General features: G+C 71.0%; 19 protein-coding genes, 2 tRNA genes and 1 pseudogene. 12 read left to right on the forward strand and 10 right to left on the reverse strand.

Going from position 1 to position 24,098, the window contains the following annotated elements; all coding sequences use genetic code 11:
* Positions 1-60: 60 nt before the first annotated feature.
* The 6 genes from ehuB (at position 61) to ACFZDA_RS07960 (ending at position 4,258) form a co-directional block, all read left to right on the forward strand.
* Positions 61-990, forward strand: a complete 930-nt coding sequence (ehuB, locus tag ACFZDA_RS07935) for an ectoine/hydroxyectoine ABC transporter substrate-binding protein EhuB (protein WP_391076539.1) — start codon at positions 61-63, stop codon at positions 988-990.
* Complete coding sequence (gene ehuC / locus ACFZDA_RS07940; protein ID WP_086562330.1) at positions 987-1,688, forward strand: ectoine/hydroxyectoine ABC transporter permease subunit EhuC; 702 nt, start codon at positions 987-989, stop codon at positions 1,686-1,688. The genes ehuB and ehuC overlap by 4 nt, the downstream gene beginning before the upstream one ends.
* Positions 1,685-2,335 (forward strand): ectoine/hydroxyectoine ABC transporter permease subunit EhuD, encoded by a 651-nt coding sequence (ehuD, locus tag ACFZDA_RS07945; protein ID WP_086562329.1) that lies wholly within the window; start codon positions 1,685-1,687, stop codon positions 2,333-2,335. The genes ehuC and ehuD overlap by 4 nt, the downstream gene beginning before the upstream one ends.
* Positions 2,325-3,110: an ectoine/hydroxyectoine ABC transporter ATP-binding protein EhuA gene (ehuA, locus tag ACFZDA_RS07950; protein ID WP_391076545.1), complete on the forward strand. Its 786-nt coding sequence runs from the start codon at positions 2,325-2,327 to the stop codon at positions 3,108-3,110. Before ehuD ends, ehuA begins: the two co-directional genes overlap by 11 nt.
* Before the next feature lie 199 nt (positions 3,111-3,309).
* Positions 3,310-4,071, forward strand: a complete 762-nt coding sequence (locus tag ACFZDA_RS07955) for an IclR family transcriptional regulator C-terminal domain-containing protein (RefSeq protein WP_391076547.1) — start codon at positions 3,310-3,312, stop codon at positions 4,069-4,071.
* A gap of 113 nt (positions 4,072-4,184) precedes the next feature.
* Positions 4,185-4,258, forward strand: a tRNA-Lys gene (locus ACFZDA_RS07960).
* Here the strand turns inward: ACFZDA_RS07960 and ACFZDA_RS07965 are convergent.
* The 5 genes from ACFZDA_RS07965 to ACFZDA_RS07985 form a co-directional block, all read right to left on the reverse strand.
* Positions 4,224-5,888, reverse strand: coding sequence for an AMP-binding protein (locus ACFZDA_RS07965; RefSeq protein ID WP_391076550.1), 1,665 nt, complete (start codon positions 5,886-5,888; stop codon positions 4,224-4,226). The genes ACFZDA_RS07960 and ACFZDA_RS07965 overlap by 35 nt on opposite strands.
* 40 nt (positions 5,889-5,928) lie before the next feature.
* Complete coding sequence (locus tag ACFZDA_RS07970; protein WP_391076553.1) at positions 5,929-6,423, reverse strand: hypothetical protein; 495 nt, start codon at positions 6,421-6,423, stop codon at positions 5,929-5,931.
* Between the two features lie 100 nt (positions 6,424-6,523).
* Entirely contained in the window at positions 6,524-7,129 is a 606-nt protein-coding gene (locus ACFZDA_RS07975) for a lytic polysaccharide monooxygenase (protein WP_391076556.1), read from the reverse strand.
* 101 nt (positions 7,130-7,230) lie between these two features.
* The gene (locus ACFZDA_RS07980; RefSeq protein WP_391076558.1) at positions 7,231-8,364 is read right to left on the reverse strand and encodes an SPFH domain-containing protein; all 1,134 of its coding nucleotides are present in this window, start codon (positions 8,362-8,364) and stop codon (positions 7,231-7,233) included.
* Positions 8,365-8,468: 104 nt separating this feature from the next.
* Complete coding sequence (locus ACFZDA_RS07985) at positions 8,469-9,794, reverse strand: peptidoglycan-binding protein (protein WP_391076561.1); 1,326 nt, start codon at positions 9,792-9,794, stop codon at positions 8,469-8,471.
* A gap of 199 nt (positions 9,795-9,993) precedes the next feature.
* On the opposite strand from ACFZDA_RS07985, the gene ACFZDA_RS07990 reads away from it, so the two are divergent.
* From ACFZDA_RS07990 to ACFZDA_RS08010, 5 genes are all read left to right on the forward strand, one after another.
* Positions 9,994-10,067 (forward strand) — tRNA-Lys (locus tag ACFZDA_RS07990).
* Between the two features lie 115 nt (positions 10,068-10,182).
* Entirely contained in the window at positions 10,183-10,896 is a 714-nt protein-coding gene (locus ACFZDA_RS07995; RefSeq protein ID WP_391076564.1) for an FCD domain-containing protein, read from the forward strand.
* A 329-nt stretch (positions 10,897-11,225) separates the two neighbouring features.
* A complete protein-coding gene (locus ACFZDA_RS08000; protein WP_391076567.1) occupies positions 11,226-13,232 on the forward strand; it encodes a glycosyltransferase family 2 protein in 2,007 nt (668 codons plus the stop codon).
* A complete protein-coding gene (locus ACFZDA_RS08005; protein ID WP_391076570.1) occupies positions 13,229-15,169 on the forward strand; it encodes a galactose oxidase-like domain-containing protein in 1,941 nt (646 codons plus the stop codon). The genes ACFZDA_RS08000 and ACFZDA_RS08005 overlap by 4 nt, the downstream gene beginning before the upstream one ends.
* 151 nt (positions 15,170-15,320) lie before the next feature.
* The gene (locus tag ACFZDA_RS08010) at positions 15,321-19,529 is read left to right on the forward strand and encodes a trypsin-like peptidase domain-containing protein (protein ID WP_391076573.1); all 4,209 of its coding nucleotides are present in this window, start codon (positions 15,321-15,323) and stop codon (positions 19,527-19,529) included.
* Here the strand turns inward: ACFZDA_RS08010 and ACFZDA_RS08015 are convergent, their stop codons facing one another.
* The 3 genes and pseudogenes from ACFZDA_RS08015 to ACFZDA_RS08025 all read right to left on the reverse strand — a co-directional run bounded on the left by ACFZDA_RS08015 (position 19,530) and on the right by ACFZDA_RS08025 (position 21,825).
* On the reverse strand, positions 19,530-20,564 hold the full coding sequence (locus ACFZDA_RS08015; RefSeq protein ID WP_391076576.1) for a glycoside hydrolase family 6 protein: 1,035 nt from the start codon (positions 20,562-20,564) through the stop codon (positions 19,530-19,532).
* Between the two features lie 366 nt (positions 20,565-20,930).
* A pseudogene (locus ACFZDA_RS08020) lies at positions 20,931-21,344 on the reverse strand (DUF4267 domain-containing protein); the annotation flags it as partial.
* Between the two features lie 34 nt (positions 21,345-21,378).
* A complete protein-coding gene (locus tag ACFZDA_RS08025; protein WP_391076579.1) occupies positions 21,379-21,825 on the reverse strand; it encodes an anthrone oxygenase family protein in 447 nt (148 codons plus the stop codon).
* 91 nt (positions 21,826-21,916) lie between these two features.
* Between ACFZDA_RS08025 and ACFZDA_RS08030 the strand changes: the two genes are divergently transcribed.
* The gene (locus tag ACFZDA_RS08030) at positions 21,917-22,495 is read left to right on the forward strand and encodes a WHG domain-containing protein (protein WP_391076582.1); all 579 of its coding nucleotides are present in this window, start codon (positions 21,917-21,919) and stop codon (positions 22,493-22,495) included.
* A 46-nt stretch (positions 22,496-22,541) separates the two neighbouring features.
* Here the strand turns inward: ACFZDA_RS08030 and ACFZDA_RS08035 are convergent, their stop codons facing one another.
* Together ACFZDA_RS08035 and ACFZDA_RS08040 are read right to left on the reverse strand one after the other, a co-directional pair.
* Complete coding sequence (locus ACFZDA_RS08035; RefSeq protein WP_391076585.1) at positions 22,542-23,231, reverse strand: class F sortase; 690 nt, start codon at positions 23,229-23,231, stop codon at positions 22,542-22,544.
* 2 nt (positions 23,232-23,233) lie between these two features.
* Positions 23,234-24,037, reverse strand: coding sequence for a hypothetical protein (locus ACFZDA_RS08040; protein WP_391076588.1), 804 nt, complete (start codon positions 24,035-24,037; stop codon positions 23,234-23,236).
* Between the last annotated feature and the right edge of the window lie 61 nt (positions 24,038-24,098).

Genomic DNA, 24,098 nt, shown 5'->3' on the forward strand with positions numbered 1-24,098 from the left:
AGACGTGCGGGGCTTGAAAAGATCGGCATAACTCGGATCGGGTCGGGTAGCCGCGCGCCCATGGCTCCACCACAGAGAAGCCCACTGAGAAGTCCGGAATCCATAACGCAGGCCGCATCCACGCCCACACGCCGGTCGCTGCTCGCGGGGGTCGCGGCGCTCGGCGCGCTGGGCGCCACCGGATGCAGCCGAGTGGCCACGGCGTCGAGCACCGAGGGCGGTGACCTGCTCGGCCGGCTCCGGGCGGCGGGCGTCGTCCGACTCGGTATCGCCGGTGAGATCCCGTTCGGCTTCATCGACAAGAACGGCGAGCTGACCGGCGAGGCCCCGGAACTGGCCAAGGTGATCTTCAAGCGCCTCGGCGTCGACCGGGTCCAGCCCGTGCCGACCGAGTTCGGCTCGCTCATCCCGGGCCTGAACTCCCAGCAGTTCGACGTCGTCGCCGCCGGGATGTACGTCAACCCCGAGCGCTGCGAGCAGGTCATCTTCTCCGACCCCGACTACCAGATGCTCGACGCGTTCATCGTCCGCAAGGGCAACCCCAAGGGGCTGCGCAACTACAAGGACGTCGTCGAGAAGAAGGCGAAGTTCGCCACCGGGACCGGATACGCCGAGATCCAGTACGCCGTCGAGGCGGGGTACAAGGAGAGCGACATCCTCATCGTCCCGGACCAGGTGGCGGGGCTGAACGCCGTCGAGGCGGGCCGCGTGGACGTGTTCGCCGGTACGGCGCTCACCACCCGCGAGGTCGTGAAGAAGTCCGCCAAGGCGGAGTCGACCGAGCCGTTCGCCCCGCTCGTGGACGGCAAACCGCACGTCGACGGCGGCGCGTTCGCGTTCCGGCCGACCGAGACCAAGCTGCGCGACGCCTTCAACGTCGAGCTGCGCAAGCTCAAGAAGAGCGGCGAACTGTTCCGCATCCTCAAGCCCTTCGGTTTCACCAAGGCGGAGATGACGGACCTGACCGCGAAGGAGCTCTGCGGCGGATGACCTCGGGACTCTGGGAACTCGTACTCAAGGGCGTCTGGGTCACCATCCAGCTGCTCGTGTGCAGCGCGCTGCTGGCGGCCGCCGTGTCCTTCGTGGTCGGCGTCGCGCGCACCCACCGGCTGTGGATCGTCCGCTTCCTGGCGGGCTTCTACACCGAGGTGTTCCGCGGGACCTCGGCCCTGGTGATGATCTTCTGGGTGTTCTTCGTGCTGCCCCCGGCCTTCGGCTGGCAGCTGGTGCCGCTGTGGGCGGGCACGCTGGCGCTCGGCCTGACCTACGGTGCGTACGGCTCCGAGATCGTGCGCGGCGCGCTGAACGCGGTCGACCCGGCGCAGCGGGAGGGCGGGATCGCGCTCAGCTTCACGCCCTGGCAGCGGATGCGGCTGATCCTGCTGCCGCAGGCGGTGCCGGAGATGATCCCGCCGTTCTCCAACCTGCTCATCGAACTGCTCAAGGGCACCGCCCTGGTGTCGATCATGGGCATGGGCGACCTGGCCTTCAGCGGCAACCTGGTCCGTCTGGCGCTCCAGGAGAGCGCGGAGATCTACACGTACATCCTGCTCATCTACTTCGTGATCGCCTTCCTGCTCACCCGGGTCATGCGCGGGCTGGAGAAGAGGCTCAAGGCGGGTGTCGGGAAGAAGCCCGACAGCAAGACCCGGGCGCCTGAGCCGGTCGTGGTGGAGGCGGTCCGATGAACTGGGACTGGAGCGCGGTCTCCGACTTCATGCCGGACTTCTGGAAGGGTCTGCTGGTCACCCTGCAGATCCTGGTGATCGGTTCGCTGGTCTCGTTCGTGCTGGGCCTGGTGTGGGCGCTGCTGATGCGGCTGCCGACGCGCTGGGTGACCTGGCCGGTCGGCGCCGTCACGGAGTTCGTCCGCAACACCCCGCTGCTGGTGCAGCTGTTCTTCCTGTACTACGTGCTGCCCGAGTGGGGCCTGACCTTCTCGGCGCTCGCCACGGGCGTCTTCGCGATCGGGCTGCACTACTCGACGTACACGATGCAGGTCTACCGGGCCGGTATCGAGGCCGTGCCGGTCGGCCAGTGGGAGGCGGCGACGGCGCTGAACCTGCCGCTGCGCCGGACGTGGACCGCGGTGATCCTGCCGCAGGCGGTGCGCCGGGTCGTCCCCGCGCTCGGCAACTACGTCATCGCCATGCTCAAGGACACGCCGATGCTGATGGCGATCTCCGTGCTGGAGATGCTCGGCCACGCGCGCCTGTTCTCGCAGGAGCACTTCCAGTTCACCGAGCCGCTGACGGTGATCGGCGTGGCCTTCATCGTCATTTCCTATCTGGCCTCCCTTCTCCTGCGAGCCCTGGAGCGACGCCTTGCCCACTGACACTCTCCCCAACCCCGAGAAGAACCCCGCCAGGAGCAGCGGCGAGCTGATCCGGCTGGAGCAGGTCACCAAGCGGTTCGGCGACCACACGGTCCTGGACCACCTGGACTTCTCCGTGGACGCCGGCAAGCACGTGACCCTGATCGGCCCCTCCGGGTCCGGCAAGACCACGATCCTCCGTCTGCTGATGACGCTGCTCAAGCCCGACGAGGGCACGATCACCGTGGACGGGGAGCAGCTGTTCCCGGCGCCCGAGAAGCAGGTGCGCGAGGTCCGCAAGAAGATCGGGATGGTGTTCCAGCAGTTCAACCTGTTCCCGAACATGACGGTCCTGCGCAACATCACCGAGGCCCCGGTCACGGTCCTCGGCATGTCGAAGGACGCCGCCGAGGAGCGGGCGCGCGAGCTGCTGGAGCTGGTCGGGCTGACCGACCACCTCGACAAGCACCCGGCGCAGCTGTCCGGCGGGCAGCAGCAGCGGGTGGCGATCGCCCGGGCGCTGGCGATGCGGCCGCAGGTGCTGCTGCTGGACGAGGTGACCTCCGCGCTCGACCCGGAGCTGGTCGCGGGCGTCCTCGACGTGCTGCGGGACATCGCCCGTTCCACGGACATCACGATGCTCTGTGTGACCCACGAGATGAACTTCGCCCGGGACATCTCCGACCAGGTTCTGATGTTCGACTCGGGCCGGGTCATCGAGTCGGGCCCGCCGGAGAAGATCTTCAGCGAGCCGGAGCAGGATCGCACGCGGGAGTTCCTCAGCGCAGTGCTCTGACTACACCGCGTGACCAGGCAGAACGTCCGGACCCAGGGACTGGGGCATGCTTCTGGCATATACCAGAGGGTCGATGCCCCAGTCCGGGGGCCCGGGAATCTTGTCAACCCCCGCGCTCCGCAGGGTGTTTGCCGGTTAACCTGGGAGAGGTTCACCGACCGGATTACGGCCCTAACAGCAAGCGCAGGGGGAGACCACCGTGGCGCTGAAGCACGAGCCGCCGACCACCCCGTACCACTCGGCCCAGGAAGCCCTGCGCGTCCTGGAGACCCTGGCGCGGAGTTCCACCGGAGTCACCGACACCGAGCTCGCCCGGCACACCGGCATCGAACCGGAGCGGCTGACCGCGCTGCTGCGCATGCTGCGCCGTGAGGGCTACGTCGAGCAGATCGCCGACGGCGCGTATGTCACGGGTGAGACGCTGGCCCGTCTCGGCTCCGCCCAGCACCGCGAGCAGGCCCTGCGCGACAAGCTCCAGCACACCCTCGACCGGCTGCGCGACTCGGTCGGCGCCGCCGTCTACATGAGCCGGTACGTCGACGGCGAGATCAGCGTCACCCAGTACGCCGACAGCCCGGCCACGCCCAAGGTCAACGAGTGGGTCGACTTCCGCTCCTCGGCCCACGCCACGGCGATCGGCAAGAGCCTGCTCACCCAGCTCGACCACGCCGGCCGCCGCGACCACCTCGCCCGGCACAAGATGGCCCGCCTCACCTCGCGCACCATCACCAGCGACCGGCTGCTGCTCTCCCGGCTGGAGTCCCAGCCGCCCACCGTGCCGGTCCTGGACCTCCAGGAGTACGCGGTCGGCACGGTCTGCGCGGCCGTCCCCGTCACGGCCGGCTCCTCCGTCGGCTGTCTGGCCCTGTCCCTCCCGGTCGAGCACGCCCACCGGCTCCGCCGGGCCGCGGACGCCCTCAACCGCAACGCGGCACCGGTCCTGCTGTCCATGGCGATCTGAGGCCCGCCGGGGCCCTGCTCCGGGTGGTCGGAAGCACCCCGCGGGACCGGGTATTATTTTCTCCGTCGCCGCCGCGAGAACGCGCCACGCGGAACGCGGTCGGCGGGAGTCATGCGCCGCTAGCTCAGTTGGTTAGAGCAGCTGACTCTTAATCAGCGGGTCCGGGGTTCGAGTCCCTGGCGGCGCACCGGTGAAGGGCCTCTCGTGGGAGCGGGAGGCCCTTCGGCGTGTCCGAGATCCTCCCTGGTCAGCAGGCGGTACGCCCCCTCCCCCGGCGGCCGCCACCACACCGGGTCCGGGCATCTCAGGCCCTCCTTCCGTAACGCCGCCCGACGGATCTTGTTCGTGGCCGTCACCGGCATCCGCCCCACGACCCGTACGAACCGGGGCGCCATCTTCGTCCCCAGGTCGGGCTGGGCGAGCAGGAACCGGGCGAACGCCTCCGGGTCGAAGGTCCCGGCGATCGTCGCCATCACCTGGTCTCCGGTCACCGGGTCCGGCACCGCGTACACGGCGACGGCGGCAGCACCCTCGTAGCGGGCGAGGATGTTCTCGATCATCGCGGCGGCCAGGTTCTCGCCGTCGACGCGGAGGCGGTCGTCGGTGCGCCCGGCGAAGTAGAGGTAGCCGTCGGCGTCCCGGTAGAAGAGGTCGCCCGTCCAGTACCAGCCCTCCCTGCGGCGCTCCGCCTCCGCCGCCGGGTTGCGCCAGTAGCCCTCGAAGGGGCTGGGCCCCTGGTTGACCAGTTCGCCGATCGCCTCGTCCCCGTTGAGCAGCCGCCCCGCCGCGTCGAAGCGGGCCGGCGGGCACGGCTCGCGGCTCTCCGGGTCGAGGACGACGAGCCCCGGTGCCGCCCGGCCCACCGCGCCCGGCGGTGTCCCCGGCGCCCACTGCACCGCCGCCCCGCCCTCGGAGGAGCCGTATCCCTCCACCAGCCGCACTCCGAACCGCCGCTCGAAGGCCGCCGCGTCCACCGCACCGGCCTCCGTGCCGAAGCCCAGGCGCAGCGGGTTGTCCCGGTCGGCGGGGCCGGGCTCGGTGGCCAGGACGTACTGGACCGCCCGGCCGACGTAGGTGAAGTAGGTCGCCCCGTACCGGCGTACGTCCGGCAGGAAGCGGGACGCCGAGAAGCGCCGGCGCAGTGCCACGCCCGCCCCCGTCACCAGGGCGGGAGCCCAGCCGGCGATCACCGCGTTGCCGTGGAACAGCGGCATGCACAGGTAGTGCACGTCCTGCGGCCCCAGGGCGAACTGGCCGGCCAGGGAGCGTCCGGCGGCTGCCAGCCGGCCCTGGGAGCAGAGGGCGGCCTTGGGCGCGCCGGTCGAGCCGGAGGTGAAGTAGAGGAGGAAGCGGTCGCGCGGGGTGGCACGGGAGGCGTCCGGGTGTGCGTCGGCGTAGGGGGCCAGGAGGCCGGCGTACTCCTCCGTGTCCGTCACCAGCAGGCGTACGCCGGGCAGCTCCAGGCCCCGGAGCAAGGGCAGGCGGGTCCGCTCGGTGACCAGGACGCGGCACTCGGTGTGCAGGATGTCGCGGGCGAGTTCGGCGCCGCGCCGGGTGGGATTGACGCCGGCGACCGCCGCCCGGGCCAGGGCCGCCGCACCCAGCCACAGGAGGAACTCGGGGGTGTTGTCGAGGAGCACCCCGATGTGGGGCTCGGCGTCCGGCGGCAGCAGGTCGGCGAGCAGGGCCGCCCGGGCCGCGGCGCCCGCCGCCACCTCGTGGTGGGTCAGCGCCCGGTCCTCACACCGCAGTCCCGGCCGGTGGTCACCCCACCGGCCGGCGACCAGTTCCGCCACCGTGCCCGCCCTTGGGTCCATGGTCGCGCACGGTAGTTGACATACCGTCAGATGTGGAGACTCACGGCGCCACGGACGTCCCGCTGCCGCCACTGAAGAGGAAGTCGCTGTACGGGCCGAAGATCTGGACGTACGTGACGACGAAGCCGGCACAGAACAGGACGATCACGCCGAGGAACGCCAGGATGCCGAAGGTGGCCACCGCGTGCCGCACCCGGCTCGGCGGCTGCGCCGTGGCCACGACCTGCCGGCCCTCGCTGTAGTAGACCGTGACGTAGTCGCCCTCGACGATCGTCCCCGGGCCACCCTCCTCCTCGAACCGGATGACCCGGCCGTCGCGCGTGATGAACTCGTACACGTGGTGGAGCGCGGTGCGCACGGACGTGTCGCCGTGCCCACCGCTGACCGTCGCGTACGCGCGCAGGCACCGGCCCTCGGCCGTGAGCCCGCTGTTCCAGGCGCCCCGCATCTGGAGCCAGCGCCGCACGATCCGGTAGGCCATGAAGAGGGCCCCGGCCATGATCAGGCCCGGCACGACGTAAAAGATCACGTCCATCGCGCATCCCCCGAGGTCGATGCGCCGGCCTCGACCGGCCGGCGTGGGAGGAACCTACCCGCGCCGGCCGCACCGGTGACTCAAGAGAACCTCAGATGGTTCAGAAGGTGACGTCCGAGCAGGCGTAGAACGCGTTGCCCGTGTCGGCGATCGTCCACACCGCCAGGATGACGTGATGGCCGCTCAGCCCGGACGGCAGCCTGCCGCTGTGGGAGAGCGTCGACGGCGGCCGCTGCCCGTTGTACGGCACCGTGAAGAACGGCGTGAGGTCGAGGTCGGACCGGGCCAGGTTGTGGTTCTGGTTCCAGCCCGGCTTGGTGATGTAGTACCGGAAGTCGGTCGTGGCGTGCATGGCCGTGAACTGCCAGCGGAACGTGTAGGTCTGGCCGCCCGTCACCCTGGTGGTGGGCCAGGCCCCGCCGGACGGCGTGCGCGGTGCGCTGAGCCGGCTGAACTGGCCGAGTCCGGCGTTGCAGATCTGCCCGTCGGCCGGACCGGAGGCCGGGAAGCCCTTCGGGCCCTCGACGCTCTGCGGTTCCCACTGAATCGGACCGCAGTCGGGCACGGTGCCGTTCTGGCAGAGCTTCTGCCGGCTGACGGGGAGGTCGGTGTAGCCGTGGCCGCTGGCGCCGCCGGAGGAGAGTACGAGGGCCGCGGTCGTGGCCAGTCCCACCGCGACCGCGGACAACTTGGTCCTAGTGCGCATGCTGCCGCTCCTGGAGAACGTGGGGGAGGTTCGGTGAGCTGTGCAGGTAGGTCTAGACCAAGTCTGAGAGTAGGGACGTCAGTTAGACATGTCCATACCAATCACGGAGCTGTTTCTCCCCGGCCCGCGCAAAACGCCACCGTCAGGTCCCGCACCAGCACCTTCCGCTCGTAGTCGTCGAGTTCGACCAGCCCCCGCATGGTCAGCCGGGTCACCGTGTCCTCCACCGAGTCCACGACCGAGGTGAGCACACTCGCCCGGTGCTGGGCGTCCAGCGCGGCGATGCGGCGGCGGTGCATCGCCGCGGCGACCTCGGGGGCGTACTCCACCCGGAGCGGCTGCACCGAGAACACCTCCAGGCCGACCGGCACCGCGTCGGCCGCCACCAGCCGGGTCAGCGCCCCGGCCGCCGCGCCCGTCGCGCCCTTGGCCCCGCCGGGCATCTCCACCGGCACGCGGGCCAGGGCCGCCTCGACGCACTCGCGCAGATAGGTCTCGTGGTCCTCGACGCCCAGCGTGGCCCGCGCGGTGTCCCGCACCCGCCACACCACCTGGACGACGACCCGCAGCGCGACCCCGCCCGCGTCGGCGGCCGGCACCGGCTCGCTGCGCCAGTGCCGCAGCCGTACGTCCACCCGGCGGCGCAGCAGCAGCGGGTTGACCCACAGCAGCCCGGAGCGCCGGACGGTCCCCCGGTAGCGGCCGAACAGATCCAGCACCCAGGCCCGCCCGGTCCGGCCCCGGGCCAGCCCACCGAACCCGAAGAGCCCGAGCGCCCCGGCCCCCGCGTACGCCGCCCACTGCGCGGGACCGAGCCCGGCCCCGGCCTGCGCGGGCAGCCGCAGCGCCTCCAGCGCGAGCGGCGGGAGCAGCCCGGCCCACCAGGAGGTGGCCGCACACCCGGCCGCCCCGCACACCCCGGCCAGCACACCCGCCGCCCCGGGCAGCACCCGCGCGGGCCGCTCCACCAGGTCGGGGTCGACCTGCGGCACCGGGCGCGGCGCCACGGCCGCCGGACGTGTGAGGCGCGGCTGCTCCCCCGTGCCCCGGCTGCGGGTGACGACCGCCGGCTTCAGCGGTACCGGCGCCGGGTCGGGGTCGTCGCGGAACAGCAGGTGGACGGGGATTTCCGTGGTGGCCTCGTTGTGGATGAGCCGGGCGGGTCTGGCCGGTCCGTCGGCCGGAGCGCCGCCCGGCCCGTCGGGCTCGGACGTGTGGGACGTGGTCGTACTCATGGGTGCCTCCAGCCTCCGCGCCAGATGCGTCACAACAGCGATCCCCCGTGCCCGGGATCCGGGCCCCTCCGAGGCGGGCCTTCCGGGCTTCTCCGAGGCGTGCTTCACAAGAAGAGCCGCCGCCAGGTCTCGGGGCCCGGGTAGCCGTCCGCGGCACCGCCCCGCCAGCCCTGGGTGCGCTGGAAGGCCTCGACGGCCCGCCGGTCCGCCTCGCCCCAGCGCGGTCCGGGCCCGACCGCGTAGAACCCGCCGAACCCCTTCCGCACCAGTTGCCGCCCCAGCTGCGTGACGTACGCGTTGTCGGCGCCGGGCCGGAACATCGCCCGCCCCGGGTAGCCGGGAACCGCGTGGGAGGAGGGCGGCGGACCGACCGCCCCGGCCTTCACGTCCTCGCCCTTCCCGGTGACCAGCAGCTCCCAGGTGCGCGGGCCGGGCAGGCCGTCCGCGTCGGCGCCCGTCCAGCCCTGGGCCAGCTGGAAGGCCCGGGTCGCCCGCCGGTCCGCGTCCGTCCAGCGCGGGCTCGGGCCCGAGGCGTAGGCGCCGCCCGCCCCGCGCTCGACGAGCATCCGGCCGAGCAGCGTGACGTATCTGTTGTGCGCGCCGGGGCCGAAATACGCCGCTCCGGGGTAGGGCGTGGCGGCCGGTGCGCCCGGCGTCCCGCCGACCTGTTCCGTGCCCGGCGAGGTCCCCGGCTCCTGGGAGGCGACGCCCTTGTACCGGTAGGGGAGGTACTGGTCGGAGTCGTTCCAGTAGGCGTACGGGGTGGACTGCCGCCGGGTGTGCGGGCGGGTCTGCTCGTAGGCGGTGTAGTAGGTGTGCGTGGAGTCCGTCCAGCCGCCGAAGATGACGACGTGCGAGCCGCTCTCCGGGGCGGCCGCATTGTGGAACAGCAGAATGTCGCCCGGCTGGAGTTCCTCCTTGGAAATCCGCTCACCGTATGAGGCGAGGCTGCCCGTCCATTCGTTTCCGGGGAGCTTCCAGGCCATCGAGACATAGCCCGAACAGTCCTGCCGGTAACCGTCGGACCAGTAGTCGTTGATGCTGTAAGGCACCTTCGCGGCGACCCAGGTCTTGGCCCGGTTGATGATCTCCGTACGGGTGATGGCGGTGGGCTCGAGGGCGGCGAAGGGCTGCTCGGGAGGGCCGCCGGGGCCGTGCAGCGGGGCTTTGCCGCCCTGGGGGGTATTTGGCTCGTCACCTGGGGAAATGCCGGGCCGGTGGGGTGCGTGCGGGGCGGCTGCGGCCGGTACGGCGTGGCCCGCGCCGAGCGCCGCCGAGGCGACGGCGGCCAGGGCGAGGGCGCGGCGGGCGGCCGGATGGGCGGTGGTGCGGCCGGCCCAGGAATGCGGCAGGGCGCGGCGCCAGTGGACGCATCCGGGGCAGTCGCAGTCGCTCGCGGGGTCGAATTCCTCGAATACCGGAGACCTCATGCGATTCCCCTCACACTTCCGGCGGAAAAGGCCGCGCCAGTACCCGTCCGGGCGCGCGTCGTCAGTTTCTCAACTGTCTTCCGCACGCGCATGCTGACGGTCCGAATGATGTACGCGGTGCCGCACGGGAGCCTTCCGGGGGCCCTGCCGGGTGGTCCGGGGCACCTCCGGGCGTCCTGTAGAGTGACGACGTCAGCGCGCGCCGCTAGCTCAGTTGGTTAGAGCAGCTGACTCTTAATCAGCGGGTCCGGGGTTCGAGTCCCTGGCGGCGCACAGACAGTGAAGGCCCCTCGCGAGAGCGGGGGGCCTTCGCCGTGCCTGCCGACAGCCCTGGTGCACTCTGGCCGGAACCCGGCCCCCCGCACGATTGGCCGGATACCCTCTCGCCATGGCAGCGCGTGACCTCCAGGAGCGGATCAAGAAGCTCATCATCGACCGCCGGCTGGCCTCCGGGGCCCCGCTGCCGACCGAGCCCGAGCTGATGGAGTACCTCGGCGCGAGCCGGAACTCGGTGCGGGAGGCACTGAAGGCGCTCCAGGCCATGGGCATCGTGGAGATCCGGCACGGGTTCGGCACCTACGTCGGCCCGATGTCCCTGGCCCCGATGATCGAGGGCCTCGCCTTCCGCACGGTCGCCGGGCACTACCGGGGCGAGGACTCCCTGCTCCAGCTGCTGGAACTGCGGGAGGCGGTGGAGACCGGGCTGGTCTCCCGGCTCTCGGGGCGGATACCGGAAGCGGACCTCGTTGAACTGGACGGGCTCGTCGGCCGTATGGATGAGCAGGCCGCGCGCGGAGCCGGTCTCGCCGAGACCGACCGGGCCTTCCACGCCACCCTCTACCGGGGGCTGGACAACGTGCTGCTGAGCGAGGTCCTGGAGGCGTTCTGGGACGCCTTCCACCGGGTCCGCACCGACCTCGGGGGCGAGCCGCAGGATCCGAAGGTGACCTGCCGACAGCACCGGGAGATCCTCGACGCGGTCCGGTCCGGCGACTCGATGCGGGCGGAGGAGGCCATAAGAGAGCACTTCGGGAACATCCGCGCCCGCCTGTCCACAACCGCTCCACAGAGTCCCCACACCCACCACAATGAACGCGTATGACCGGTAAACACCGCGTTTCGCATCTTGCGATCAAGATGAACGCCGTAGAACCCTGGTTATCGGGTTTTTCAAGATGCTGCGGATTCGCGGCAGTTGGGGGGATTCGGAGCCGGTTGCGGCTCGGGGCGGGGGGGTAGGGGACCCCGTTCACGAAGCGATGCCGAGGGGGGCATCATGCAACCGGAAGGTCGCGTTGCCGTGTCTATAAGGTGTGGATGACGTGGTGACAGCGACCCACCACTGATACGTCTGTGAAGGTCGAGGGGGACCTGGCGCAGACGGAAGGAAGCGACGAAACACGCGGTGTCCGCGTGTGGGGGGAATGACTCATGACGTCGAGGCCGACGGGCGCCCGACAGCAGGACCACGACCCGGCCCAGACCACCCAGCTCAGGGTTCCGGCTCATCGGATGAGCACCACGGGGACCTTCCGGCGGATCAAGAAGACGCTGCCGAGATACGACTACGAGCACTACAGCCGGCTCGCCGGTCCCCTCACCCAACCTGATCCGACCAAGCCGTACAAGGTGCAGTACCGGTCGCTGATCTCGCAGGAACCACACCGCATAAGAGTCGCGCTGATGCTGGCCGCGGCCCCCGTGCTGTCCGTGGTGCTGCTGGTGTGGCTGCTCCAGCCCGAGCACTGGACCGAGCGCGACTACCCGGCCTTCGACTGGCTGCCCGCGCTGGACATCGTCATGCTGGTCTCGATCGGTCTGATCGAGCTCTTCCGCTGCATGAACGTGGTGTCGAACGCGCACGCCACACTGGTCGCCCGCGACCCGATCCCGGTGGTACCCGAGACCGGCACCCGCGTGGCCTTCCTCACCTCCTTCGTGCCCGGCAAGGAACCGCTGGAGATGGTGACGAAGACCCTGGAGGCGGCCGTCAGGATCCGCCACCGGGGCCTGATGCACGTGTGGCTGCTCGACGAGGGCGACGACCCCGAGGTGAAGGCGGTCTGCGAGCGCCTCGGCGTGCACCACTTCTCCCGCAAGGGCGTCGCCAGGTGGAACCAGGCCAAGGGCCCGCACCGCGCCAAGACCAAGCACGGCAACTACAACGCCTGGCTCGAAGCGCACGGCGACGACTACGACTTCTTCGCCTCGGTCGACACCGACCACGTGCCGCTGCCCAACTACCTGGAGCGGATGCTCGGCTTCTTCCGCGACCCGGACGTCGGCTTCGTCATCGGCCCGCAGGTCTACGGCAACTACGACAACCCCATCACCAAGGCCGCCGAGTCGCAGCAGTTCCTGTTCCACGCGCTGATCCAGCGCGCCGGCAACCGCTACGGCGCCCCGATGTTCGTCGGCACCTCCAACGCCGTGCGCATCAAGGCGCTGAAGCAGATCGGCGGTCTGTACGACTCGATCACCGAGGACATGGCGACCGGCTTCGAGATGCACCGCCACAAGAACCCGGCGACGGGCAACAAGTGGCGCTCGGTGTACACGCCGGACGTGCTCGCGGTCGGTGAGGGCCCCAGCGCCTGGACGGACTTCTTCACGCAGCAGATGCGCTGGTCGCGAGGGACGTACGAGACGATCCTCAAGCAGTACTGGAAGGGCTGGTACTCACTGCCGCCGAGCAAGCTCTTCAACTACACGATGATGATCATCTTCTACCCGATGTCCGCCCTGAACTGGATCCTGGCGGCGCTCAGTTGCGCCCTGTTCCTGGGCCTGGGCGCCTCGGGTGTGAACATCGACCCGGCGGTCTGGCTGATGCTGTACGGCAACGCCTCCGCGCTCCAGATCGGTCTGTACGTCTGGAACCGCCGGCACAACGTCTCGCCGCACGAGCCGGAGGGCTCCGGCGGTGTGGCCGGCATGGTGATGTCCGCGTTGTCGGCGCCGTTGTACGCCAAGGCGCTGATCGACTCCGTGCTGCGGCGCAAGAGCAAGTTCGTGGTCACGCCCAAGGGCGACTCGGCGAGCCCGGACCGCTGGTTCGCGACGTTCCGCTACCACTGGTACTTCGTCGCGATCTTCGGCGCGTCGATCACGGCCGGCTTCGTCTTCGGCCACTCGCACCCCGCGATGATCATCTGGGCGACGTTCGCGCTGCTGATCACCGCCTCGCCGGTCTTCGCCTGGCGCTGGCAGCTGCGGCAGGACGCGAAGAAGCCCGCCGCCGACGCCCTGGAGCAGCCGCAGGATTCTGCGGGGCCGCACCGGACGCAGCCGCTGCCCATTCCGCAGCAGCCGTCGGCGGCGCACACCCCGCAGCACAAGCCCGGTTGGGCCGCCACCCCTGGCGCAAACGGGGAGGTCGGGGGGACCGACCAGACCATGCAGATTGCCCTTGGTGGACTTGGGGGACGTAAGGAATGAACGACCGTGCAGGCCGCCGCCGGGCCCGTCGATTCGCGATCGGCACGGCGGTGGTACTCGCGCTGGCCGGGATGAACGGGCCGTGGCTCTACCGCTTCAGCACCGAGAAATACCACCAGTACACAATCAACAAGCCGGAGTACAAGGCCGCGAACGGCAAGTGGGAGATCATCGAGTTTCCCGAGGAGTACCGGCAGAACACGATCCACGCGGCGCTGCTGCGCACCGGCAAGGTGCTGCTCGTCGCCGGGTCGGGCAACAACCAGGACAACTTCGACGCGAAGAAGTTCGACACCCGGATCTGGGACCCCGTCAAGGGCACCATCAAGAAGGTCCCGACGCCCAGCGACCTGTTCTGCACGGGCCACACCCAGCTCGCCAACGGCAATCTGCTCATCGCGGGCGGCACCAAGCGGTACGAGAAACTCAAGGGTGACGTCACCAAGGCCGGCGGCCTGATGATCGTCCACAACGAGAACCCGGACAAGCCGATCACGCTGCCCGCCGGCACGAAGTTCACCGGCAAGGAGAACGGCAAGACCTTCGTCTCGAAGGACCCGGTGCTCGTGCCGCGCGCGAAGAAGGTCTTCGACAAGGCGACCGGCAGGTTCCTGCGCAACGATCCCGGCCTCGGCCGGATCTACGTCGAGGCGCAGAAGCGGGGCCGGAAGTACGAGACGGGCACGCAGGACAACTACCGCGTGCAGGGCCTGAAGGGCGCCGACGCCAAGAACACCTACGGCATCGCGCAGAAACTCGCCCTGGACAAGAAGGACTTCCAGGGGATCCGGGACGCCTTCGAGTTCGATCCCGTGGCCGAGAAGTACATCAAGGTCGACCCGATGAAGGAGGCCCGCTGGTACCCGACGCTCACCACCCTGAGCGACGGGAAGATCCTCAGCGTCTCCGGCCTCGACGACATCGGCCAGCTCGTCCCCGGCAAGAACGAGGTCTTCGACCCGAAGACCAGGAAGTGGAGCTACACGGGCAAGATCCGGCAGTTCCCGACCTACCCGGCGCTGTTCCTCATGCAGAACGGCAAGGTCTTCTACTCCGGGTCCAACGCGGGCTACGGACCGGACGACGTGGGCCGTGACCCGGGCGTGTGGGACGTGGACACCAACAAGTTCACGAAGATCCCCGGCCTGAGCGACCCCACGCTGATGGAGACGTCGGGCACGGTGCTGCTGCCGCCCGCGCAGGACGAGAAGTACATGGTGATCGGCGGCGGTGGCGTCGGCGAGTCCAAGGAGTCCAGCGAGAAGACCCGGATCGTCGACCTCAAGGCCGGCAACCCGCGCTTCGTGGACGGCCCGTCCCTGGAGAAGGGCACGCGCTACCCGCAGGCCTCCGTCCTGCCCGACGACAGCGTGCTGATCTCCGGCGGCTCGGAGGACTACCGCGGGCGCGGCGACTCCAACATCCTTCAGGCACGGCTCTACGACACGGAGAAGAACCAGCTCCGGCGGGTCGCCGACCCGCTGGTCGGCCGCAACTACCACTCCGGGTCGATCCTGCTGCCCGACGGTCGTGTGATGTTCTTCGGCTCGGACTCGCTGTACGCCGACAAGGCCAACACCAAGCCGGGCGTGTTCGAGCAGCGCATCGAGATCTACACGCCGCCGTATCTCTACGGCGACGGGGACCAGCCCTCGCTGTCGGGCGGGCCGCAGACCATCGAGCGCGGCGGGACGGGCACGTTCACCTCGTCGGACGCGTCCAGGATCAAGAAGGTCCGGCTGATCCGCCCGAGCGCCTCCACACACGTCACGGACGTCGACCAGCGGTCGATCGCGCTGGACTTCAAGGCGTCCGGCGACAAGCTGACGGTGACCGTGCCGGAGAACCGCAACCTCGTCCAGGCGGGCTGGTACATGCTGTTCGTGACGGACGACCGGGGCACGCCGAGCAAGGCGCAGTGGGTCAAGGTGCCGTAGGAACCGGCTGATCGGGGCGCTCTCCCGTGCGGGGGCGCCCCTTTCGCATGTCCGGGTGTTGACGGGAAACCGGCTTGACCTCGGCTCGGCATCTGGGTTCCCTCGGTACGAGATCGACATGTGTGGCGGGCGGTGGCGGGGGAAACGGGAGATGACCGAGTCGACCACGTCGGACCCGGTGGCCGAGGACGTCCTGGCCGCCGCGACCGTACAGGTCACGGGCAGGGACGGGCACATCGGCGGCCTGGGGGTGCTGATCGCGCCCACGCTGGTGCTGACCTGCGCCCATGTCGTCCTGGAGGCCTCTGGGCGGCCGGTCCACGAGGAGGAGCTCCCCGAGGGACCCCACGGTGTCCGGCTGGTCCTGCGCGAGGGCGAGCCGGTGGACGCCGTCGTCCGCGACTGGGTGCCCGTACGGGCGAACGGCACCGGGGACATCGCCGTACTGTCCCTGCCCCGCCCGCTTCCCGGGGCCCGGCCGGTCCTGATGGTGGCGCCCCGGGACGTCTGGGACCACCGAGCCATCGTTTTCGGCCTGCCGAGGGACGACACCGGCGGCGGCTGGCACACCGCCCGGCTGCGCGCCCGGACCGGCACCGGCCGGCTTCAGATGTCGCCGCTCGACGGGCAGTCGGACCCCATCCAGCCCGGCTTCAGCGGCTCGGCCGTGTGGGACGACGACCTCGGTGCCGTGGTCGGCATCGTCGCCTCGATCTCACCGGCCCACCGGGGACAGGCCTTCTGCATCCCGACCCGCACGGTCCTCGACGAACTCCCGGAGCTGGCCGAACTGCTCGCGCCCGACTCCCCGTTCCCGGGCCTGCGCCCGTACACCGAGGAGCACAGCGCGCACTTCTACGGCCGGGACGAGGACGTCACCGCGGTCGTCGACCTGCTCTGCCCGCACGGGTCGCCCGAGGGCTGTGTGACCCTGACCGGCCCCTCCGGCTCCGGCAAGTCTTCCCTCCTCATGGCGGGCGTGCTGCCCCGCCTGAAGGAACAGGACGCCGAAGTCGTCACCCTGCGTGCGGAGGGCCGGCAGCCGGACGCCGAGGTGATCCGGGAGGCGCTGCGCACCCACCGCTCGGCCCGCGGAGTCGTGCTGGCCCTCGACCAGGCGGAGGCGCTGCTGCTGCGTCCCGAGGAGGAGCTGCGCACCCTGGTCGACGCCCTCCTCGACGCCTGCAGGCACCCCTCGGTGGCGGTCCTGGTCGCTCTGCGGACCGACTTCCAGGACGCGGCCCTGCGCCACCCGGAGCTGAGCCGGCTGGTCGGCGGGGCGCCCGCGCACCAGCTGGGCCTGATGACCCGCGAGCAGCTCACCGAGGTGGTCCGGCTGCCGCTGCGGGCCTTCCCCGGCGTGGAGTACGACAGCGGACTGGCCGACCGGCTCATCGAGGACGCGGCGGGCCGGCCCGGCGCCCTGCCCCTGCTCGGGTTCGTCCTGACCACCCTGTGGGAACGGCAGGTCGGCGGCCGGCTCCGCCTCGACACCTATCGCGAACTCGGCGGCCTCGGCGGGGTGCTGAGCAGCAGGGCGGACTCCGCGTGGCAGCGGGCGCTGCGGGGAGCGTCGGAGGAGGCCGCGACCGGGCTGCTGCGCGCGCTGGTCCAGATCCCGCCCGGCAGCGGCACGGCCCTGCGCGCCCGGCTCGCCCGCCGCGACGTGGGCGAGGAGCAGTGGGCCATCGCCCGCGCACTCGCCGAGGCCCGGGTCCTGGTCCTGGGCGCGGACCCCGAGCGGGGCGAGACGGTCGAGCTGGCTCACGAGGCCCTCATCGAGCACTGGCAGCCGCTCGCGACGCAGCTGGAGAAAGACAGTACGTTCCTCACCTGGCGCGGCGAACTGCGCTACGACCGCGCCCGCTGGTGGCGGGCAGGACGGCCCGACGGCCTGCTGCTGGAGGATCCGGCGCTGCCGGTGGCGGAAGGGTGGCTCGCCCGGCGGCGTGCCGAACTGACGGACGAGGACCGGGAGTTCATCGAGGCGAGTGCCGGGCTGCGGGCACGTAAGGCGCAGGAGACCGCGCGGTCGGAGCGCCGGAAGCGGTATCTGCGGGTGCTGTGGGCGGTGGTCACGGTGCTGGCCGTGGTGGCGGCGACGGTGGTGTCCGTGCTGTATCTGAACCTGCTGACGGAGCAGCGGCGGCTGGCTTCGGACCGGTTGGCGCAGCAGGCCGCCGCCTTGGACGGCACCTCGCTGACCGTCTCTTCGCTGTATGCGGTCGGGGCGTACCGGGCCGAGGCCCGGCCGGACGCGCGTTCCGCGCTGCTCGCGCAGTACCTGCGGTCGCAGGACGAGGAGCGGGTGGTGATGGAGGGGCGTAACGAGGTGGAGGACATCGCCCTCACGGACGACGGCTCGTTCGCCTACACCGTGCTGGGCAACGGCGACTTCGTGCGGCTGGACCTGCGGGGGAACAAACGGCCCGAACCCAAACTCTTCTCGACACGGCGTGACACCGAGCGGATCGCCGTGTCGGCCGACGGGCGGAGGGTGGCCCGGGCGAGGGACTGGGGTCTGATCTCCCTCGGCGTACCGCTCTCCTCCGACCCCGACAAATTCCGGGTCATCACCCTGCGCGAGGGCGAGGCCGTGAAGAAGAACCCGCGCGAGCCCAACGACCTGCGCTTCGACGGGGACAGGAAGCGGCTCCTCGCCGCGATCCCCCACGAGGGCGTGCTCGTGTGGAACGCGGACGACGGCCGCCGCACGGGCCCCACCCTGGCCCCGCCGCGCGGCTGGGACGCGGCACAGGCCTGGTTCGCCGCGGACGACACGGTCGTGGCGCGGATCGTGCCCTCCGGGGCGGAAGCGGACGACGCACGGGGCCGGCTGGTCTCCTGGGACCTCGACCAGGGTTCGCTGCGCCGCCCCTGGGACGAGCGCGCCACCGCCTCCGCGACCGTCAGCGGCAACGGCCGCGTCCTGGTCACCTGCACCGAGCAGGGCGCACTCGAAGCGTGGCGGCTGGGCACCACGCCCCGGCGCTTCCAGAGCTGGAGCAACACCAGCTTCCAGGGGCTGTGCCCGCTGTACACGCCCCGGCTCGACGCCACGGGCCGCTACCTGGTCAATCCCACCGGGCGCATCGGCAGCGACCTGGGCCGGATGCGGTTCCTCGTCATCGACCTGGAGAAGGGCTGGCCGGCCACCTTCGACACCCCCGCCGCGGCCCCCGAGGACCAGAACATCACCGGGCGCCCGTTCGCTCCGGCGGTCGCCCTCGCCGGCCCTCCGGACCACCTGCGTGCCGCCGTCGCCGTCGGCGGAAGCATCGTCACCGTACGCGTCAGGCCGCCCACGTCCTTCGACTCCAACTCCCTGGTCAACCGCATCCGCACCCCGGACGGCCCCAGCGGCAGGATGGCGGTCGTCGACACCAGCGGCAGCGGACTGCAGCTGTGGAACCTGGCCGACCACCGGCTCCTGGCGACCGCGCGCCCGTCCCGGCCGCTGGCCCGGCAGTACGCCGCCTTCAGCCCGGACGGGCGACGGATGCTGACCATCGCCCAGGACGAGCGGACGGTCCTCGTCTGGCGGATCGACAACGGCTCCCTCAAGGAGGAGCACGTCCTCGAACTGCCCGCCCCGCCCGGCATCACGGCTTCCGGAGCGGACCCGCAGACGGGGCTCGTCCCGTCCTGGATCAACCTGAGCTTCTCCGACGACGACCACGCCGTGATCTCGGGGCTGTCGTACGTCTCCCGCTGGGATCTCGCCACGGGCAAGCCGGTCGGCGAGGTCTACCGGCCCCCGGTCCAGGAGCGTGCGCAGCTCGCCAACGAGGCGGCCGGCACCTTCGGCGCCGCCATACCCGGCAAAGCGCAGGCGGTGGTGCGGACGGTGGCCGAGATCGGCGTCTGGGACTTCACCACCGGTGAGTTCAAGAGATGGATCAAGAGGGAGGACAGGGACCGGTCGGTCCGGTCGTTCGCCCTCTCGCCCGACGGCAGGATCCTCGCCGTGCAGTACGCCGACGGGCGGGTACGGCTGTGGGACGTCGAGAAGAAGCGGGATCTTCCTGAACTCACCAACAGCGGCGTCTACTACCTCGGCCGCTTCCTCGGCGACCGCCTGCTCCACACGACCACAGCCGCCGGCGAACAAGTCGTCTGGGACATCGACGAGCGCCAGGACACCTACCGCTACTACGTGGGCTATGGCTCGGTCCTCTCACCGAGCACCGACGGCAAGTCCCTGACGATCGTCGACGGCTCCCGCACCTCCGTGATCCCCCTGGACCCCGAACGCTGGATGGACCGGCTGTGCGCCCTGGCCGGGCGGGAGCTGACGAAGACCGAGAAGGAACTGGCCGTCGATCCCGACCTGGTCGACGACGTGTGCCCGGCCTTCTAGTCAGGAACTCGCCTTGGCCAGCTTCAGCGCGTAGTCCCCCCACCACTGGCCCGCCTTGGGCCCGCCCTTGCACTCGCCGTCCGACTCGCCCGGCCGCTTGACCCACAGGTACGCGTCGACCAGGGGGTCCGCCGTCCTGGTCGTCGGTGTCTCGCCCAGGGCGCGGCCCGGCGGGTTGCACCAGCGTTCGTCCGGGCTGCCCTGGGTGTAGGGGCCCTTGCCGTTGCGGCTGGTGTCGATGACGAAGTGCTTGCCCGCGACCTTGGTGGAGAGCTGCTTGCCGTAGGCGATGGAGTCGTCGGTGGAGTAGAAGTTGGAGACGTTGACGGAGAAGCCGTCGGCCTGCTCGATGCCGGCCCGCTGCAGCGGCTCGAAGATCTGGTCGGGGTGCTGCCAGCCGGCGTTGCCCGCGTCCAGGTACACCTTCGTGTTCTTCAGGGACTTCAGCTTGGTGACGGCGCCCTTGAGGAGGTCGTAGCGCTCCTCGTGGAACTGTTCCGGCGTGCAGCCGTCCACCAGGTGCAGCAGCGCGTCCGGTTCGAGGATGACCGTGGCGGAGCGGTCGCCGATGCCCGACGCCACGCCGTCGAGCCACTGGCGGTAGGCGTTGCCGTCGGCGGCGCCGCCCTGGGAGTACTGGCCGCAGTCGCGGTGCGGGATGTTGTAGAGGACGAGCAGTGCCGTACGGCCGGCCTTGTCGGCGGCCTCGGTGAAGCCCCGGGTCTGCTCCTCGGGGTTGTCCGGGCCGATCCACTCGGCGACCGGCTGCTCGGCGATCCTGCGGATGTGCTCGGCGTCCTGCTTCTTGCCGGCCTTCTCCAGGGCGGCGACCTGCCGGGCCGCGGTGCCGTCCGGGTTGACCCAGAACGGGGCGGTCTCCTTGGGCTGTTGGGTGATCCCGGCGCCCGCGCCGTCGCCCTTGTCCGATCCGTCTCCCCCGCCGGACGAACACCCCGTGATCAGCAGTGCCGCCCCCAGCACCACCGCGGACACCCGCCTCCCGGCGGACGCCCCTGCCCCCCTGCTGCCGTACATCCAACTCCCCCTTGGGTGCACCGTTCCAAGCCTCAATCCTGGCATACGCCGCTCAACCCCCACGAGGCCGAAGCCACCTGTGTGGATGACGCAGAGCCACCGTAGCGGGACTTGGCGTTATTCAACCTCTAGGCCGGGACGGCCCGTTGGTTCTACAGTCTTCTCAGCCGGGCCCGGCCTCCGGCCAGAGTTTCACCCCCCGTGGCTCCCGCGCCCTCCCGCGCGGCTCGCCGGGTTACTCCCGCAGCCCGTGCGCGCGGTCGAGGACCAGCCCGGTCGGCGACTTCAGGGGGAGCGGGTCGTCGACCGGGCTGGGTGGGCATCCGGGCTGGCAGGTGTGCCGGCCGGAGAGGTTGGTGACGCGGCCGGCCGGCGTGTTGCCGGAGCGGCCGCGACCTCGCGGGTCTCGCGCATGATCAGCAGGCCGTTGACCACCATCAGTGTCGCGGTCAGGCCGTGGACGCCGAGCGCGGTGGCCACGGAGCCGTGGTGGGCCAGCACGGTGGCCATGTCGCCGTACGCGGCGAGGGCCTCCACCAGCAGCACCCAGCCCAGCGCCCGGCGGTGGCCCGTCACCAGCAGGATGCCGAGGACCAGGGCCAGGACGACGTCGCGGATTCCCTTGACGACCAGGAAGCCGTCGCCGTCGCCGGACGGCCAGCTCGGCAGGCCGAAGCCCGGCGCCGTCGTCTCCGGGGTCAGGATGAAATCCGTCCCGAACCAGAGGATGAAGAGGATGAAGGCGGCGGCCAGGACGGTGTTGACCTTCTTCAGCGACATTGCTCTCTCCTTGCGGGTCTTCGCAGCAGTGGTTTCAGACGAGGGCGGAGACGAGCAGGGTGAAGGCGGCGATGAGGACGGCGACGCGGAGGTAGTGCCAGCGCTCCCAGCGGTTCAGCTGCTCCTTCCAGTCCGCGGGCCGGTTCTCGGGGGTCCAGGTCTTGTTCCGGTTGTTGATCGGGACGAGCAGCAGCATCGACATGACCACGCTGACGATCAGCAGTGCGGCGGCGGTGACGACGAGTCCGGCGCCGTGGTGGTGCCATCCGGCGGCGGCCCAGATCGCGCTGAGGACGAGCGAGCCGATGTACCAGAACGGCATCAGGGCGCCGAGCATCCGGCCGCCATGGGCGTGGCCGAGCTGGCCGCTGTCCTCAGGAAGCGCGTTCAAGATCCGGTTCATGACGAAGGCGACGGAGAACTCCACCCCCACCATCAGGCCGACGACGACGGTGGTGACGACCTCAAGTGTGCCGAGCATGACGATCCCTCCCGTGAACTAGCGTTGCTAGCGGATAAGGCAACGCTAGTACTACCGCCGCTCGGTTGTCTAGCGGTGCTAGGATCACTTCATGTCGGTACAGGAACGCAAGCAGCGCGAACGAGCGGAGCGCGAGCGCCTCATCGTGGCGACAGCCCGCGAACTCGCCGAGCAGCAGGGCTGGGACGCGGTCACCACCCGCCGGCTCGCCGAGCGCATCGAATACAGTCAGCCCGTCCTCTACAGCCACTTCCGCGGCAAGCGCGAGATCATCGGCGCCGTCGCCCTTCAAGGGGCCGCCGAACTGGCCACGGCGGTGCGGGCCGCGACCTCCGCCGTGCACGGCCCGCGCGCCCGGGTCACCGCCCTGGCCCGCACCTACCTCGACTTCGCCGCACGCAACCCGGCGGTCTACGACGCCTTGTTCCAGCTCGACGGCGGCCTGGCGTACGCGCAGGAGGACACTCCCGAGCCTCTGAAGGACGCCTTCGCGGCCCTGCTGGAGACTCTCGGCGAGGTCGCCGGCGACGGTGTCGCCCCGGGGCTGTTCACCGAGGTGTTCTGGGCGGCCCTGCACGGCCTTGCGACCCTGACCCGCGCGGGCCGCCTGCTGCCCGAGGACGCCGAGCCGAGGCTGGAGCTGCTGGTGGACCGGCTCGCCATCGACTGACACACCGTCCCGGCGGGCACGCAGCCCGGGCCCTCGGGCCCGCCGACTAGAGGCCGGTTCCCGTGAGGTACGCCGACACCACCACGTTCGCCGTGTAGCTGCGGGTCGTACGGTCGAAACTGCCGCCGCAGGTGATCAGCCGCAGTTCGGCACGGCCCGACTCGCGGGGCCCGTAGGCCTGATGGGCGTCGAAGTGGTCGCGGGTGAGGACCTGGACGGACTCGACGGTGAACTCCGCGACCTTGGCGTCGGCCCGGACCACCCGGATCGTCTGGCCCGGCCGCATGGCACTGACCTTGTAGAAGACGGCGGGCCGGGTCTCGGTGTCGACGTGACCGACCATCAGCGCGGTGCCCGGCGCCCCGGGCGACACGCCGCCCGCGTACCAGCCGACCACGCCCGGCTGGTCGTACGGCGGCGGATCGAGCGCGCCGCGTGCGTCCAGGCCGCGCGCCACCACGGGTGCCTGCACCCCGAGCCCGGGGATGTCGACGCGCTGGGGCAGCGCGTCGGTGAGGGGGCGGTGGGCGGGGGGCAGTTTCACGTCCGGGGGCCGTCCGGCCGCCGCCATGTCGCCCGTGGTGGGGGCTGCGATGCCGTGCCGTACGTCGGTCACCTCGCGGCCCCACAGCCACAGCCCGAGCAGCAGCACCACCCAGGTCACGCCGGCCAGCAGGCGGCCGGTGCCGGAGGAGCGGCCCTTGACGCGTTCCTGTTCTCGATCCTGTTCGGACATGGTCAGTCCGTTCCACGGCTCCGGCGGACACCGCCCAGTGCGACGACCACCGCGGCGACGCCCGCGAGCACCAGGCCGGTCACCCCCTGCGCCGTACCGGGACCGGCCCCGCGGTCCTCCGCGGCGACGAGGTCCGCCGCGCCACCGCCGCCCGCCTGGACCGGGGCGACGGGCGAGGCGTGCGGACCCGGCCGCCGGAGGGCGGGCTGCCGCTCGTCGCCGCCGGGTGTGGACTGCCGCCCGGGCCCGTCTTCGCCGGGCGCGGACGACTGGCCACCGCCTTCGGGGACGGGGGGCCGGCCTACGGTGCCGGGTGCGGGAGGCTGACCGGCTGTCCCGGGTGTGGGCGGCTGTCCGACGCCCCCGGGCGTGAGGGGCCGGCCGATCACCCCGGGTGCGGGGGGCCCGCCGCCGGTCCCGGACGCGGACGCAGGCCCGCCCGCCTTGGACGCCGGCCGCCGCCGTCCCTCACCCTCCCGGGCCCGGACGGTGAACGTGCCGGTCCGTTCGGCGTCCCCGCAGGTGACCTTCACGGCGTACGTCCCCGCGTCGAGCGTGGAGCGGACGCGACTCTCGCCGACGAGTTCGCCGTCGGTGACGACGAGCCGCGCGTCCGCGACGAACGCCGTCGAGCGGGCGACGGCCGTCCTCTGCGCACAGTCGGTCACGCGGAGCGTGACGTCACTGCCGGGCGCGGGGATCGCCGGGGTCACCGAGACGCCCCCCGCGTCCGCCGCGTACGCCGCCGGAGTGAGGACGGCCGCGACCAGGACGCTCGAACAGACAGTGACTCTCAGGGAACCCATCGTGAACCTCCAGACGCCTGGAGCGTCCCCCGCACGGTGGGCCACCGCATCCTCAGGGACG

The sequence above is a fragment of the Streptomyces sp. NPDC007991 genome (assembly GCF_042958445.1).
In the GTDB taxonomy this organism is placed as follows: Bacteria; Actinomycetota; Actinomycetes; order Streptomycetales; family Streptomycetaceae; genus Streptomyces.

Excerpts from the sequence above, each read along its gene's own strand:
- ehuB (WP_391076539.1), top strand. The coding sequence starts at position 61 with ATGGCTCCACCACAGAGAAGCCCACTGAGAAGTCCGGAATCCATAACG.
- ehuC (WP_086562330.1), top strand. The coding sequence starts at position 987 with ATGACCTCGGGACTCTGGGAACTCGTACTCAAGGGCGTCTGGGTCACC.
- ehuD (WP_086562329.1), top strand. The coding sequence starts at position 1,685 with ATGAACTGGGACTGGAGCGCGGTCTCCGACTTCATGCCGGACTTCTGG.
- ACFZDA_RS07965 (WP_391076550.1), bottom strand. The coding sequence starts at position 5,888 with ATGGACCCAAGGGCGGGCACGGTGGCGGAACTGGTCGCCGGCCGGTGG.
- ACFZDA_RS07970 (WP_391076553.1), bottom strand. The coding sequence starts at position 6,423 with ATGGACGTGATCTTTTACGTCGTGCCGGGCCTGATCATGGCCGGGGCC.
- ACFZDA_RS07975 (WP_391076556.1), bottom strand. The coding sequence starts at position 7,129 with ATGCGCACTAGGACCAAGTTGTCCGCGGTCGCGGTGGGACTGGCCACG.
- ACFZDA_RS07980 (WP_391076558.1), bottom strand. The coding sequence starts at position 8,364 with ATGAGTACGACCACGTCCCACACGTCCGAGCCCGACGGGCCGGGCGGC.
- ACFZDA_RS07985 (WP_391076561.1), bottom strand. The coding sequence starts at position 9,794 with ATGAGGTCTCCGGTATTCGAGGAATTCGACCCCGCGAGCGACTGCGAC.
- ACFZDA_RS07995 (WP_391076564.1), top strand. The coding sequence starts at position 10,183 with ATGGCAGCGCGTGACCTCCAGGAGCGGATCAAGAAGCTCATCATCGAC.
- ACFZDA_RS08000 (WP_391076567.1), top strand. The coding sequence starts at position 11,226 with ATGACGTCGAGGCCGACGGGCGCCCGACAGCAGGACCACGACCCGGCC.
- ACFZDA_RS08005 (WP_391076570.1), top strand. The coding sequence starts at position 13,229 with ATGAACGACCGTGCAGGCCGCCGCCGGGCCCGTCGATTCGCGATCGGC.
- ACFZDA_RS08010 (WP_391076573.1), top strand. The coding sequence starts at position 15,321 with ATGACCGAGTCGACCACGTCGGACCCGGTGGCCGAGGACGTCCTGGCC.
- ACFZDA_RS08015 (WP_391076576.1), bottom strand. The coding sequence starts at position 20,564 with ATGTACGGCAGCAGGGGGGCAGGGGCGTCCGCCGGGAGGCGGGTGTCC.
- ACFZDA_RS08025 (WP_391076579.1), bottom strand. The coding sequence starts at position 21,825 with ATGCTCGGCACACTTGAGGTCGTCACCACCGTCGTCGTCGGCCTGATG.
- ACFZDA_RS08030 (WP_391076582.1), top strand. The coding sequence starts at position 21,917 with ATGTCGGTACAGGAACGCAAGCAGCGCGAACGAGCGGAGCGCGAGCGC.
- ACFZDA_RS08035 (WP_391076585.1), bottom strand. The coding sequence starts at position 23,231 with ATGTCCGAACAGGATCGAGAACAGGAACGCGTCAAGGGCCGCTCCTCC.
- ACFZDA_RS08040 (WP_391076588.1), bottom strand. The coding sequence starts at position 24,037 with ATGGGTTCCCTGAGAGTCACTGTCTGTTCGAGCGTCCTGGTCGCGGCC.